The 14,581-nt window shown below is 69.4% G+C and carries 11 protein-coding genes; all 11 read left to right on the forward strand.

Annotation, left to right across the window (positions count from 1 at the left end; translation table 11 throughout):
- Positions 1–125 precede the first annotated feature (125 nt).
- Positions 126–1,274 (forward strand): porin, encoded by a 1,149-nt coding sequence (locus tag AB8810_RS04120; protein ID WP_179567407.1) that lies wholly within the window; start codon positions 126–128, stop codon positions 1,272–1,274.
- Between the two features lie 167 nt (positions 1,275–1,441).
- Positions 1,442–2,203 (forward strand): bifunctional demethylmenaquinone methyltransferase/2-methoxy-6-polyprenyl-1,4-benzoquinol methylase UbiE, encoded by a 762-nt coding sequence (ubiE, locus tag AB8810_RS04125; RefSeq protein ID WP_179567405.1) that lies wholly within the window; start codon positions 1,442–1,444, stop codon positions 2,201–2,203.
- Between the two features lie 161 nt (positions 2,204–2,364).
- Positions 2,365–4,302 carry a M1 family metallopeptidase gene (locus AB8810_RS04130; RefSeq protein WP_369915641.1) on the forward strand — a complete coding sequence of 646 codons (1,938 nt, stop codon included), beginning with the start codon at positions 2,365–2,367 and terminating at the stop codon, positions 4,300–4,302.
- A 205-nt stretch (positions 4,303–4,507) separates the two neighbouring features.
- Complete coding sequence (locus AB8810_RS04135; protein ID WP_369915642.1) at positions 4,508–5,497, forward strand: alpha/beta fold hydrolase; 990 nt, start codon at positions 4,508–4,510, stop codon at positions 5,495–5,497.
- Positions 5,494–6,213, forward strand: coding sequence for a hypothetical protein (locus AB8810_RS04140; protein ID WP_053838437.1), 720 nt, complete (start codon positions 5,494–5,496; stop codon positions 6,211–6,213). Before AB8810_RS04135 ends, AB8810_RS04140 begins: the two co-directional genes overlap by 4 nt.
- Positions 6,204–6,830 carry an HAD family hydrolase gene (locus AB8810_RS04145; protein ID WP_206259958.1) on the forward strand — a complete coding sequence of 209 codons (627 nt, stop codon included), beginning with the start codon at positions 6,204–6,206 and terminating at the stop codon, positions 6,828–6,830. The genes AB8810_RS04140 and AB8810_RS04145 overlap by 10 nt, the downstream gene beginning before the upstream one ends.
- A gap of 1,135 nt (positions 6,831–7,965) precedes the next feature.
- Positions 7,966–9,975 carry a methanol/ethanol family PQQ-dependent dehydrogenase gene (locus AB8810_RS04150; protein WP_179567397.1) on the forward strand — a complete coding sequence of 670 codons (2,010 nt, stop codon included), beginning with the start codon at positions 7,966–7,968 and terminating at the stop codon, positions 9,973–9,975.
- Positions 9,972–11,729: a quinoprotein dehydrogenase-associated putative ABC transporter substrate-binding protein gene (locus AB8810_RS04155; RefSeq protein WP_369915643.1), complete on the forward strand. Its 1,758-nt coding sequence runs from the start codon at positions 9,972–9,974 to the stop codon at positions 11,727–11,729. Before AB8810_RS04150 ends, AB8810_RS04155 begins: the two co-directional genes overlap by 4 nt.
- A 77-nt stretch (positions 11,730–11,806) precedes the next feature.
- Positions 11,807–12,403 (forward strand): cytochrome c, encoded by a 597-nt coding sequence (locus AB8810_RS04160; RefSeq protein WP_369915644.1) that lies wholly within the window; start codon positions 11,807–11,809, stop codon positions 12,401–12,403.
- Positions 12,400–13,425, forward strand: coding sequence for a beta-propeller fold lactonase family protein (locus tag AB8810_RS04165; protein WP_369915645.1), 1,026 nt, complete (start codon positions 12,400–12,402; stop codon positions 13,423–13,425). Before AB8810_RS04160 ends, AB8810_RS04165 begins: the two co-directional genes overlap by 4 nt.
- 46 nt (positions 13,426–13,471) lie before the next feature.
- Entirely contained in the window at positions 13,472–14,581 is a 1,110-nt protein-coding gene (locus tag AB8810_RS04170) for an S-(hydroxymethyl)glutathione dehydrogenase/class III alcohol dehydrogenase (RefSeq protein ID WP_179567391.1), read from the forward strand.

Consider the following 14,581-nt stretch of genomic DNA (forward strand, 5'->3'; position numbering starts at 1 on the left):
GCGCGCATGCGGCTTTACTTACCGCGCGAATGGGTCTATGAACGCTCTACCCCCATCCCCCGCATCACCGGCTCGGCGCAGGCCTGGCTGCAGAAACGCTGTTGTCCGATTGCAGGAGACACGCGATGCGCACCACGATGTGGAAAGGGCTCGGCGGGCTGGCCGTGGCCGCGGCAGGGGTGGCGACCGGCGCGCAGGCGCAGGCCCAGGACCAGGAAAAGGCGCAGGGACTGCAATGGAGCGACGGCGCGGCCAGCGCCTCGCTCTACGGCACGCTGGATATCGGCTACGTCGGCCGCCGCGGCGGCAACGGCGCGGTTGCCGACATGGGCACCCAGAACGACCTGCAGAGCGCCGCCGGTTCCGACGGCAGCAATGTCGGCCTCAAACTCGGCTACGACCTGGGCAACGGCACCCGCCTGATCGGCGAGGTCGAGGTCGGCGTCGACCTGACCGGCGACAAGGACGCCGGCAGCGGCGGCGATACGTTCTACACCCGGCATGCCTGGCTGGGCGCGACCGGCGGCTGGGGGACGCTGCTCGGCGGCACCGTCGACGGCGGGCGCGCCGCGGTGCTCAAGCAGTACGATCCGTTCAAGGGCCGGTCGGTCGCCAGCGCCGGTTCCCTGCAGGTGGTGGTGTCCCGGGCCAAGGACGCGGTGGTCTACGTCACTCCCACCTGGCGAGGCCTCAACGCCACCTTCGCCTATACGCCGAATCTGCTCGGCGTCAGCGACCGCGACAGCCGCAGTCCGCTGTATGCGGTGATCCTGGCCTACAGCAACGGACCGCTGAGCCTGGGCTACGACCACGAAGAGGAATGGTGGAACGACGTGCCCGGCCTGACCCGGCTCAGGATCAATCTGTTCGGGGCCAGCTACGACGTCGGCCCGATCAAGCTGTACGGGTTCTACGAACGCATCGACATCCAGCAGCCGTTCGACGTCGCCGCGCTCGGCTTCTACCACGAGCACAAGGGTTATCTGCTGGGCTTCACCGCGCCGATGGGCGCCAACGGCCTGTGGAAGGCGGCCTGGAGCCGGCGCGATTCGTCCTACGTGGACAACACCTGCAACAAGTGGGGCGTGGGCTACCAGCACGCGCTGTCGCCCAAGGCCTATCTCTACGCCGACTACGCGCGGATCGACAACGGCGCCGGCGGCACCTGCACGATCGCCTACAGCAACGAGCAGACCTCGGCCGACCTCGGCCAGGGCGACGCCGGCGGCTACGGCATCGAGGGCGTGGACGTCGGCCTGGTGCTGAAGTTCTGAGGGTCGCGCCCAGCGGCCGCGCGCGCCGCACCGCGCGCGGCGGGGACGCGGGCGTGCGATCGCCGGGCGGCGGCCGCGTGGCCGGCGGGCCCGGTCGGTCGGCGCAGCGGCGGCTGCGACCGGACGCCGCAGACCATGACGGCGCCAGCAGTGCGATAATCCCCGCCATGAGCGAATCCCCCTACAAGTCCGGCACCACCCATTTCGGCTTCCGCGACGTCGCCGCCAAGGACAAGCAGAAGCTGGTCGGCGAGGTGTTCACCTCGGTCGCCGGCAACTACGACCTGATGAACGACCTGATGAGCCTGGGCATCCACCGGGCCTGGAAGCGCTATTTCGTGGCCACCGCGCAGGTCAAGCCGGGCGACCGCGTGCTCGACCTGGCCGGCGGCACCGGCGACATCGCCGCGCTGCTGAAGGAGCGGGTCGGCGACGACGGCGCGGTGGTCCTGGGCGACATCAACGCCGGCATGCTGTCGGTGGGCCGCGACCGGCTGACCAACCGCGGCCTGGTCGCGGGCCTGGACTACGTGCAGTGCAACGCCGAGGCGCTGCCGTTCCCGGACCAGAGCTTCGACCTGGTCACCATCGCCTTCGGCCTGCGCAACGTCACCGACAAGGACGCGGCGCTGCGCGAGATGTACCGGGTGCTGAAGGTCGGCGGACAGGCGCGGGTGCTGGAGTTTTCCGAGGTCACCGCCGACTGGTTCAAGCCGATCTACGACTTCCATTCGTTCAAGATCCTGCCGCGCCTGGGCAAGCTGTTCGCCAAGGATGCCGACAGCTACCAGTACCTGGCCGAGAGCATCCGCAAGCATCCGCCGCAGGACGCGCTGAAGGGCATGATGGCCGAGGCCGGCTTCGCCCGCAGCCACTACAAGAACCTGACCGGCGGCATCGTCGCGATCCATTCGGGCTACAAGATCTGAGAAGCCGGGATTCGGGATTCGGGATTGGGGATTCGTAAAGCGGGGGCAATGCGCTCTTTGCGAATCCCCAATCCCGAATCCCCGCTTTTCCACAGCCGAATGGCTGGTCATCCCAGCCTTCAAGGTAAACTTCCGGTTTCCCCGAACCGGTGCTGTCCGCCATGCGTTCCCCGTTCCTGTTGTTGTCCCTGGCCGCGGTCATCGCGACCGGTTGTTCCCGCCAAGAGCCCACCGAGGCTGCCGCTCCCGCCGCCAAGCCCGCGCCCTCCGCCGTGAAACCCGCCGACCGCAGCCACGACGAAAGCTCCTACGCCGAGCCGGGCAAGGTCGTGATCAAGGACCTGGCGCTGGACCTGAAGCTGGATTTCGACAGCAAGCAGATCGGCGGCACCGCCACCTACACGCTGGACTGGAAGGACAAGAGCGCCAAGCAACTGCTGCTGGACACGCGCGAGCTGACCATCGAGAACGTGCAGGGCGACGACGGCAAGGGCAACCTGGCGCCGCTGCAGTACGCGCTGGCGCCGGCCGACAAGATCTACGGCAGCAAGCTGACCATCGAAGCGCCGAACCAGCCGCAGAAGGTCACCATCGCCTACCACACCGCCGCGACCGCTTCGGGCCTGCAGTGGCTGGCGCCGTCGATGACCGAGGGCAAGAAACTGCCCTTCATGTTCAGCCAGTCGCAGGCGATCCACGCGCGCAGCTGGGTGCCGCTGCAGGACACGCCGAGCGTGCGCTTCACCTACAGCGCGCACGTCGTGTCGCGTCCGGACGTGATGGTGCTGATGAGCGCCGACAACGACCCGAAGGCGGCGCGCGACGGCGACTACACGTTCAAGATGCCGCAGCCGATCCCGTCCTACCTGCTGGCCATCGCCGCCGGCGACCTGGTGTTCAAGCCGATCTCCGAGCGTTCGGGCGTGTGGGCCGAGCCGACCATGGCCGACAAGGCGGCCAAGGAGTTCGAGGACACCGAGAAGATGATCGTCGCCGCCGAGACGCTGTACGGTCCGTACCGCTGGGGCCGCTACGACATGCTGGTGCTGCCGCCGTCGTTCCCGTTCGGCGGCATGGAGAACCCGCGCCTGACCTTCGCCACCCCGACCGTGATCGTCGGCGACAAGTCGCTGGTGTCGCTGATCGCGCACGAGCTGGCGCATAGCTGGTCCGGCAACCTGGTGACCAACGCCAGCTGGAAGGACATCTGGCTCAACGAAGGCTTCACCACCTACGTGCAGGCGCGCATCACCGAAGCGCTGTACGGCGCCGAAGCGGCGGAGATGGAGCGCGAGATCGACCAGACCGACCTGCTCGCCGAGGTCAAGGACATGAGCCCGGCCGACCAGGCGCTGGCGCTGCCGGCGCTGACCGAGCGCGATCCGGACGATGCGCTGAGCCAGGTCGCCTACGTCAAGGGCGCCTGGTTCCTGCAGTTCCTGGAGCAGCGCTTCGGCCGCGCCACCTTCGATGCGTTCCTGCGCGGCTGGTTCGACGACCACGCGTTCCAGAGCGCCAACACCGACCAGTTCGTCGCGTATCTGAAGAAGAACCTGCTGGCCAAGAAGCCCGATGCGGTCAGCGAGGCCGAACTGCACGCGTGGCTGGACGAGCCGGGCATCCCGGCGTTCGCGCAGAAGGCGCGTTCGCGCAACTTCGCGATGGTCGATACCGCGCGCATCGCCTGGGCCGGCAGCGGCACCCTGCCGGGCAAGCAGGTCACCGACGCCTGGAGCACGCAGGAGTGGACGCGCTTCCTCAGCGGCCTGGGCGCCACGTTGAAGCCCGAGCAGCTCAAGCAGCTCGACGCCGCCTACCACTTCACCGGCACCGCGAACGGCGAGATCGCCATGCGCTGGTATCCGCTGGCGATCCGCAGCGGCTACGTCGACGCACGCCCGGCCGCCGGCGAGTTCATCGCCCGCGTCGGCCGCCGCAAGCTGATCCTGCCGATCTACGCCGAACTGGTGAAGACCCCGGACGGCCTGGCCTTCGCCAAGCAGGTCTTCGCCCAGGCCAAGCCCGGCTACCACCCGATCACCACGGTGTCGGTGGAGGACATGCTGGCCAAGGCCGACAAGGGCGCCGCCGCGCACTGAGGCGGCACTGCGTGCGCACGCACGGCACGGATCGCGGCGCCGGGAGCAGTCCCGGCGCCGTTTTCGTTTGCGCAACGGCGACGGCCGCCGCGCACTGCCTGCGGCGCGCCGACCCGAGCGCACTGCGCCAGCGTGCAGGGCTTGGCGCAAACCGGGCCGCATGCGAAGGTAGGCGCATGGCACGTTTCCGGTTCCCGACTCTTCCATGTTGCTGCTGACGTTGTTGCTGCTGCTGGCGTTCACCGCGCTGGCCGTGGGGGTGACGCTGCTGGTGGGCGCGGTGCTGTTGTTGCGCAGCAAGCCGTTCCTGCTGGTGCGCCTGGAAAGCCTGCGCCTGCGCCGGGGCAGTGGCCTGCGGCGTTGCCAGACGCAGGTCGCCGGGCATCGCTGGATCTACCTGCACCGCGCCGCGGCCGATCCCGCCGCCCCTGCGCTGCTGCTGGTGCACGGCTTCACCGGCAGCAAGGAGAACTGGTTGCCGCTGGCGCGCGCGCTGGGCGACCGCTATCACCTGTTCATTCCCGATCTTCCCGGTTGGGCCGAGAGCCAGCGCATCGACGGGCAGGACTACGGCTTCGTCGCGCAGGCCGAGCGCGTGGCCGCATTCGCCGCGCAGTGCGTGCGCGGGACGGGCAGCGAATGCGTGCTGGTCGGGCATTCGATGGGCGGCGGCATCGCCGCGCTCGCCGCTGCGCGCCATCCTGAACTGTTCGACCGGGTCGGCCTGCTCAACGCCGCCGGCGTGCGATTCGCCGACAACGCCTTCGGCCAGGCGGTGCTGGACGGCGACAATCCGTTCGCGGTGTACGACGCCGACTCGCTGCGCCGCTACATCGACACGGTCTTTCTGCTGGAGCCTAGCAAGCCGCGCATCCCGTCCTGGGCGGTGTCGTCGATCGTCGCCTGGCGGCGCAGCGAGGCCGGCTTCGAACAGCAGGTGCTGGCGCGGATCGGACGCAGCGAGGAAGCCTTCCTGCCGTTCGAGGAAGCCGCGCGCATCCGCCAACCGGCGCTGCTGCTGAACTGCGTGCAGGATGCGGTGATCGATGCCAGCGCGCTGGCGCTGTACGCGCAGCGCGTGCCGCAGGCGCTGCAGGTGCTGCTCGACGGCAGCGGCCACATGTCCATCGTCGAGAAGCCGGCCGAGGTCGCGCAGGCGATCGATACGTTGATCCAACGAGGAGTCCCCCGATGAAACGCATTCTGCTCGGCGCGCTGTGCGCCGTCGCCCTGGCCGGTTGCGGCGACCACGAGGCCGAGCGCAAGGCGCAGGCCGCCGCCGAAGCGCAGGCCAAGGCGCAGGCCGCCGACGACCTGGCCAAGCAATACGACGCCGCGGTGAAGTCCGGCAACTGGGACCTGGCGCGCATCCATGGCGCGGCGCTGCTGGAGCAGTATCCCGGTTCGGACGCGGCCGAGCGCATCGAGCCCGGCTATGCCGAGGTCAAGGCCAAGGGCGAGGCGGCGCGCGAGCTGCGGCGCATGCAGGCCGCCTGGGAATATTCGCAGGTGCCGGCCGGCAAGGGCACGCAGCGCTCGGCGATGCTGTACAGCCGCGACAAGGTCGATGTGGACGGCAGCGGCCCCAAGCCGGTGCAGCTGGTGTTCCGCGACCACCCGGAATGGAAGCGCAGCGCCTACCTGGTGCTGCAGGCCGGCGATTTCCGTTGCGCCGGCGGCTGCAAGGTGCAGTTGAAGGCCGACGCGGCCGCGCCGCGCGCGGCCGCGGCATGGCGTCCGAACACCGACGAGGCGATCGCGATGTTCATCAGCGACGACAAGGCGCTGTGGAAGCTGGCGCGCAAGACCACGGTGCTGCAGATCGAGTTCCCGGTGAAGGCCGGCGGCACCCGTACCGCGGTATTCGAGACCGGCGGCCTGGACGGGTCGCAGATGCCGGGATGGGATTGAGCGCGGCGGCACCCGGCGCGCGCCTGCGCCAGGTGCGGCACTGGGTGTTCGACATGGACGGCACGCTGACCCGTGCGGTGCACGATTTCGCGCTGATCCGCCGCGAGCTGCAGATTCCGCAGCAGGCCGACATCCTGCAGCACCTGGCCGCGCTGCCGGACGGGGAGGGCGCCGCCAAGCACGCCTGGCTGCTCGAGCACGAACGCGAGCTGGCCTTGGGCGCCGTCGCCGCGCCCGGCGCGCCGGCGCTGCTGCGGACGCTGCATGCGGCGGGTTGCCGGCTGGCGGTACTGACCCGCAACGCGCAGGAGCTGGCGCAGCTGACGCTGCGTGAGATCGGGGTCGAGGATCTGTTCGAGGACGCCAGCATCCTTGGCCGCGACGAGGCGCCGCCCAAGCCGCATCCTGGCGGCCTGCAGCAGTTGGCTGCGCACTGGGGCGTGGCGCCGCATTCGCTGGCAATGCTCGGCGATCACGAATACGACCTGCAGTGCGGGCGCCATGCCGGCGCGACCACGGTGCTGCTGCATGCGGACAATCTCTGGCCGGCGCTGGCCGATTTGCATTTCGCCGATTGCGCGGCGCTGCTGGACTGGTGGCGGGACGCGGCCGGGTAGAGCGTCTTCTCTGTGGGAGGGACTTCAGTCCCGACGCTTTGCCGGTGAAGCCCCGTCGGGACTGAAGTCCCTCCCACAAAGGTGAAAAGCGCGCCAGCTGCGGTCGTTGCCTCTGGCATGCAGATCCGGTTTCTTGTGCGCGTGCGTCGCTTGGCGTGTTGCCAATCTCTGCATCCTTCTGATTCCCCTGCGATCACCACTGCGACGGTTAGGCAAAGGCAAAAGGCAAAGCTTTCGCCTTGCGGCGAGTCGCTTTTCTTTGCTTGTGCAAACAGGCGCTTCACAGCAGCCGAAGGCTGATCAAAGTAACCAAAAGAAGCGCTTTACCACGGCCGAAGGCTGGTCAAGCACACCCTCCCCCGCGCCCTCCGTGCTGCGCGCTCCATGTCCGCGAATAGGACGGGATTCGCGGAAGAGGCTGGTCCGCTACGCGGCCAAGTCCGGGGCAGTCGCCTCGCGGCGCCCGCCCGTCGGGGCGAAGCAGTGCTTCGCCTTTTTCCGGCGAGCCCTGCCCCGCCGCGAACGGCGCACATCCCTGTGCGCCGCCCCAGCGGGGTTTTTCCCGACCCATTCGCCGCTGCGTAAGGGACCCGGAAAGTCCAAAGCAACAGCAGAGCAGCAGAGCAACAGCAGCAAAGCAACAGCAGAGGCGAGAGCACGAGCGCGAGCTGGAGAGTTTGTTGCCGCGGATGTTGCGGTTTGCAGCTCGCGCCGGTGATCTGCCGCGCCGCGTCTCCAATAGCTGCCGTGCGATGCAATCGCGTTGGGGCTTAAGGTCTGCAAGGAATCTGGGCGCCATGTCCCAGGTACGCGCCGGCAGCGGTGGTGGATCGGTCCGGCGCCTGTCCCGGCGTCTGCCAGGTCCACCGGTCGCTGCGATGCGTGGGCTTCGGCCCCGCTGCGCCAATCGCGATACAGGCGGGTGGCGCAAAGTGTGCCGTTCTCGATACAGCGCTGCGGCGCGACAGGGGCGCGGCGGTGTCCATGCCGCGGCCGATGCTTGCGGCTCAACGATGGCGCAGTGCAGCAGCGTGCTGGCACGTCGATTGCTCCCTTTCTCCCGATGTTTCCACATCCCGCCGCGCAGGCCGTTCGACGGTAAGCGCCACGGCTCTTCAACGAGGGGAGTAGAACGATGCACAGTCATCCATGTCGTACCCGTGCCTGGACGCTGCTCGCGCTGGCAACCGCGCTGGTGCTGGCAGGCTGCAAGAAGCAGGAAGACGCCGCGGCACCGGCCGCACCCGCCGCCGCGCAGCAACCCGCCGCGGCGGCGCCGGCCGCGGTGGCCGACACCGACAGCGAGTTCGCCGCCACCGCCAGCAATCCCGACAACTGGGGCGGCATCGGTCGCGACTTCGGCCTGAACCGGCACAGCCCGCTGGCCGAGATCAATCGCGACAACGTCAAGAACCTGAAGATGTCGTGGGAAATGAAGACTGACGCCACCCGCGGCCACGAAGGCCAGCCGCTGGTGATCGGCAGCATCATGTACATGGTCAGCGCGTATCCGAACAACGTGTTCGCGATCGATCTGGCGCAGGAAGACGGCGGCAAGGTGCTGTGGAAATACACCCCGCAGCAGGACGAGCGCTCGGTGGCGGTGGCGTGCTGCGACACGGTCAACCGCGGTGCGTCCTATGCCGACGGCAAGCTGGTGTTCGGCAGCCTCAGCGGCGACGTGATCGCGCTCGATGCCAAGACCGGCAAGGAAGTGTGGAAGCAGAAGCTCGCCCATCCGGAAAAGGGCGAGACCATCACCATGGCGCCGATCATCGCCGACGGCAAGGTCGTGGCCGGCATCAGCGGCAACGAGTTCGGCGTGCTCGGCCGCGTCGCCGCGTTCGCGCTGGGCGACGGCAAGCAGGTGTGGTCCTGCGATGCGGCCGGCAGCGACAAGGCGATCTGCCTGGGTCCGGACTTCAACAAGGCCAATCCGCAGCACGGCCAGCTCGGCGACCTGGGCATCAAGACCTTCCCGGAGGATGGCTGGAAGCGCGGCGGCGGCGCGGCGTGGGGCTGGTACAGCTACGACCCGAAACTGAAGCTGGTCTACTACGGCACCGGCAATCCCGGCCTGTGGAGCCCGTCGTACCGCTGCGGCAAGACCACGCAGAAGGAATGCGATACCGGCGAATACGACAACAAGTGGTCGATGACCCTGTTCGCACGCAAGATCGATACCGGCGAAGCGGTGTGGGGCTACCAGAAGACGCCGTTCGACCAGTGGGACTACGACGGCATCAACGAGCCGATCCTGGTCGACCTGACCATCGACGGCAAGCAGGTCCCCTCCGTTGTGCAGTTCGACCGCAACGGCTTCGCCTACGTGCTCGACCGCCGCGACGGCACCCTGCTGCGCGCGCACAAGTTCGTGCCGGCCAACTGGGCCGAGAGCATCGACATGAAGACCGGCCGCCCGATCAAGGTCGCCGCGCATTCGCCGCTGGAGCGCGGCAAGAAGGTCGAGGCGTTCCCGTCGGCGATGGGCGGCAAGGACCAGCAGCCGTGCTCGGTGGATCCGGCCAATTCGGCGGTGTTCTTCTGCGGCACCAACAACTGGCACATGGAACTGGAACCGCAGGAACGCGGCAACACCATGATGGGCCTGCCGTACGTGTTCGCCAACGTGATGATGAAGCCGAACGAACCCGGCGCGCTGGGCATCGTCAAGGCGTTCGACGTGGTCGAAGGCAAGTCCAAGTGGGAGATCAAGGAGAAGTTCCCGGTGTGGAGCGGCACCCTGGTCACCGACGGCGGGCTGGTGTTCTACGGCACGCTCGACGGCTGGTTCCGCGCGGTGGACAAGGACACCGGCAAGAAGCTGTGGGAGACCAAGTTGCCGTCGGGCATCATCGGCAACCCGATCGCCTACAAGGCCAACGGCCACCAGTACGTGGCGGTGTTCTCCGGCATCGGCGGCTGGATCGGCCTGCCGGTCGCCGGCGGCCTGGATCCGGGCGATCCGTACGGCGCGTTGGGCGCGGCGGGCCTGGCCTTCAGCAACGGCTTCGACAAGATCCCGTTGGGTGGCATGGTGCATACCTTCCGCATCGACGGCGCCGGCAAGACCGTCACCGCCAGCGCAACCGCCACCGCTGCAGCGGGTGGCGCACCGGCCGCCGCGGCCAAGACCGCGCGATGAGTCGGCGGCGACGCGTCCATGTTGCGAGCGACCGCCCGGGGGAGGCGGTCGCCCCGCGGCGCTTGTATCGGGGCGCGCGCGCCGTGGTGTTGCTTTGCAGCCTCGGACTCGTCGCCGCAGGTTGCACGCGCGAGCCGTCGTCCGCGACGGCTCGCGTTCCTGAGGCCGCCTCCAGCGCGGCCGCCAAGCCAGCGGCGGGCACCACGCCCGCGCCCGCGCTCCCCGCCGATGCGGCGGTGCTGCGGGTCTGCGCCGATCCGGGCAACATGCCGTTGTCCAATCGCGCCGGCGAAGGTTTCCAGAACAAGATCGCGCAGGTCCTCGCCGAGGCGATGGGCCGGCGCCTGGAATACGAATGGCGCACCTACTATCAACGTGGGTTGGCGCGCAGCACGATCAACGCCGGGCGTTGCGACGTGCTGATGGACATGAACAGCGATTTCGAGATGGGCTTGCCCACGCAGCCGCTGTACCGCTCCACCTATGTGCTGGTGACCCGCAAGGGCCTGGCGTTGCAGCCGGCGTCGCTGGACGATCCGGCGCTGAAGAAACTCAAGATCGGCGTGTTCCAGAGTTCGCCGGCGCGGCAGGCGCTGTTCGACCACGGCGTGTCCGGCGACGTGCAGTATCTGTTCTACGACTCGGCGACCTCGCCGCAGGACCACCCGGGCAAACTGGCCGAACGCGTCGCCGGCGGGCAGCTAGACGCCGCCGAATCCTGGGGTCCGGTCGCCGGCTACTACGCCGCGCGCGGCGGCCTGGGCGTGGTGCCGCTGAACGTCATCGACGACGAAGTGCTGGAGTATTCGATGGCGTGGGCGGTGTCGCGCAAGAACGCCGACCTGCGCGATGCGCTGAACGCGGCGATGCAGCGCAACGCCGGCAAGATCGGCGCGATCCTGCGCGAGTACCACGTGCCGCTGGTGGCGTGCGCCGACTGCATCGTCAACGGCGATCTGCGCTCGCACGGCAGCTACGACACGCCGGCCGACGATGTCACCACGCCGAGCCCACAGGTTTCCTCGGAGATGCTGGCGCAATTGCAGCTGCGCATCGCCGGCGGTGCCGATCCCAACCAGGAACTGGCGCATGCGCTGGATGCCGGCGATGGCGTGCGCGTGGCCTGGCTGCTGCGCCACGGCGCCAGCGCCGATCGGCCCAACCTGCTGGGCGAGCCGCCGCTGCACCAGGCGATCCGCAACCAGGCGCCGCCCCTGGTCGGCGAGTTGCTGGCGGCCGGCGCCAACGTGGAAAGCCGCGACGGCAGCGGCTGGACGCCCTTGATGAAGGCGGCCTGGGGCAACGACGCGCAGAGCACCAAGCTGTTGCTGGCGCGCCGGGCCAAGGTCGATGCGGTGTCCAAGGACGGCTGGACCGCGCTGGACCTGGCGATCTCCTATGCCGATGTCGAACTGGTGCAGGCGCTGCTCGGCGCCGGCGCCAACGTGCGCCGCAGCAATCCGGCCGGCTTCACCCCGGTGATGTTCGCGGTGGCGCGCAACGATCCGCAGATGCTCGATGCCTTGCTGGCGCGCGGTGCCGAGGCCGACCGGCCCAACCGCGCCGGCGTCACCCCGCTGATGCTGGCCGCCGCGGCCGGCCGCGAGGCCGCCAGCCGCCGCCTGCTCGCCGCCGGCGCCAACGCGTCCACCCGCGACGCCGACGGCAAGACGCCGGCGGCGCTGGCGCAACAGCGCGGCGATGCGTCGCTGGCGCAACTGCTGACGGAGGCCGAACACCGACGCACGCAATGACCGCCACGCCTTACCTGCTCGTGCCGCCGCCGCGGCGTTCACGTCCCCACAGTCCGTCCCGCAAAGGTTCTTTTCCCATGCGCAATGCCGTCGTCCGCCGCTCCGTCGTGCCGAAGCTGCTGCACCTGTCCCTGTTCGCGTTGACCCTGGCCCTGTCCGCTTGCGGCAAGGAGGCACCGCCCTCCGCCCCCGCCGCCGCCACACCTGCCGCTCCGTCGGCGGCACCCGCGGCCGCAGCTGCGCCCAGCACGGCTCCGGCCGCCCCGGCCGCCCCGGCCGCTGCGCCGGCCGCCGCCGCCGCGACCCCGCCGCCGGCCGCGGTCACCCCGATTCCGAAAGGCCCGCCGGTGAAGGTGACGCCGGAGCTCGCCGCCGAAGGCAAGAAGATCTTCCTGTCCGCCGGCTGCAGCGCCTGCCACGGCGGCACCGGCGGTGGCGGCATGTGCCCGCCGCTGACCAACGACATCTGGGTCTACGGCCACGACGACGACACGCTGCGCACGCTGATCAGCGAAGGGACCGCCGGCATGACCGCGCACGGCAAGGTCCGCGTCGGCCACGAGAAGGTGGTCGGGCAGATGCCGCCGTTCGCGCCGGTGCTCAAGGACGGCGACACCGAGAAGCTGCTGGCCTTCATCCACTCGATCAACAAGACCGCGGGCGCGGCGCCATGATCCCAGGCGCGCGCCGCACGCTGGGCACCGCTGCGCTGGCGCTGCTGTTGGCCGGCGCGGCCTGCCAGCGTGCGGCGGCGCCTGCCGCGGAGGCGAACGCCGACGCCACGCCGTCCGCCACGCCGGTGGCGGCACTGGCGTACGTGCCCAACCAGCGCGCCGGCACCATCTCGGTGATCGACACCGGCACCGACACGGTGCTGCGCACGCTGTCCGCGCAGGGCCAGCTCGGCAAGCGCCTGCAGCAGATCCTGCCCGGACCCTCGGGGCACCTGTACGTGATCGACGCGCAAGGGCACCGGCTGCTGGAACTGGATACGGTGCAGGACCGGGTGCTGCGCAGCGTGGACATCGGCGAGAACGCCGAGGGCATCGCCGCGTCGCCGGACGGCCGCCAGTTCGCGGTCTGCGTGGAAGGGCAGAACCAGGTGATGCTGATCGATCCGGCCAGTTTCGCGATCGGCGCGCGCATCGCCACCCAGGGCCAGGCGCCAGAGCACTGCGTGTACAGTCCCGACGGCGCGCTGCTGCTGACCAGCAACGAAGGCTCCAACGACCTGGACGTGATCGACCTGAAGGCGGGCAAATCCACCGGCGTCATCGCCACCAGCGGCCATCCGCGCGGCATGGCGTTCGCCCCCGACGGCAATACCGTGTACGTGGCGCAGGAAGCGGCCAGCGTGGTCGATGTGATCGATCTGGTCGCACGCCGGCGCGTGGCCAGCATCCCGGCCGGGCAGCGCACCGCCGGCATCGCCATTTCGCGCGACGGCAGCCGCGTCTACGCCTCCAACGGCGGCGCCGGCACGGTCAGCGTGATCGACCCGGCCGCGCGCGCCAGCCTGGCCGAGATCCCGGTCGGGCAGCGCCCGTGGAATCCGGCGCTCAGCGCCGACGGCAAGAAGCTGTACGTGGCCAACGGCCGCTCCAACAGCGTGAGCGTCATCGACACGACCACCATGAAGGAGATCAAGCAGATCGCAGTGGGCGACATGCCCTGGGGTGTGGTCATCGCGCAATGAGGCGAGGAGCGCATGCGGCACAGCGAGAGGATGCGGGGAGAGGGGAATGAAGACGCGAGCCGCGGTCGCCTGGGCGGCGAACCAACCGCTGGCCATCGAGGAAGTGGACCTGCAACCGCCCAAGGCCGGCGAGGTGCTGGTGCGCCTGGTCGCCAGCGGCGTGTGCCACAGCGACGCCAGCACCCTGTCCGGCGCCGATCCGGATGCCGCGTTCCCGGTGATCCTGGGCCAGGAAGGCGCCGGCGTGGTCGAGGAGGTCGGCATCGGCGTCACCAGCGTGCGCCCCGGCGACCATGTGATCCCGCTGTACATGCCCGAATGCGGTGTGTGCAAGTTCTGCCGTTCCGGGCGCACCAATCTGTGCCAGGCGATCCGCGCCAGCCAGGACCGCGGGCTGATGCCCGACGGCAGCAGCCGCTTCTCGCTGCGCGGGCGGCCGATCCTGCACTACATGGGCACCAGCACCTTCGCCGAGTACACCGTGCTGCCGGAGATCGCGGTGGCCAAGATCCATCCCTCCGCGCCGCTGGACAAGGTGTGCCTGCTCGGCTGCACGATCACCACCGGCATCGGCGCGGTGCTCAACACCGCGCGGGTGCGGCCCGGCGACAGCGTGGCGGTGTTCGGACTCGGCGGCATCGGCCTGTCGGTGGTGCAGGGCGCGGTGATGGCGCGCGCCGGGCGCATCATCGTGGTCGACATCAACCGCGACAAGTTCGAGCTGGCGCGCGCACTGGGCGCCACCGACTGCCTGGATCCGAAGGACTTCGGCGCGCCGGTGCAGCAGGTGATCGTCGATCTCACCGACGGCGGCGCCGACCACAGCTTCGAGTGCGTCGGCGACGTGCGCGCGATGCGCGCGGCGCTGGAGTGCTGCCACAAGGGCTGGGGCGAAAGCATCATCCTGGGAGTGGCGCCGAGCGCGCAGGAGATCAGCACGCGGCCGCTGCAACTGGTCACCGGCCGCGCCTGGCGCGGCAGCGCGTTCGGCGGGGTCAAGGGCCGCAGCGAACTGCCGGCCTACGCCGAGCGCTACCTGGCCGGCGAGATCCGCATCGACGAACTCATCAGCGAGACGCTGCCGCTGCAGGACATCAACCGCGCCTTCGATGCGATCCGCGCGGGCAGGGGCATCAAATCGGTCGTACTGTACTGA

Source organism: Xanthomonas sp. NCPPB 3005 (assembly GCF_041228095.2).
Taxonomy (GTDB): domain Bacteria; phylum Pseudomonadota; class Gammaproteobacteria; order Xanthomonadales; family Xanthomonadaceae; genus Xanthomonas_A; species Xanthomonas_A bonasiae.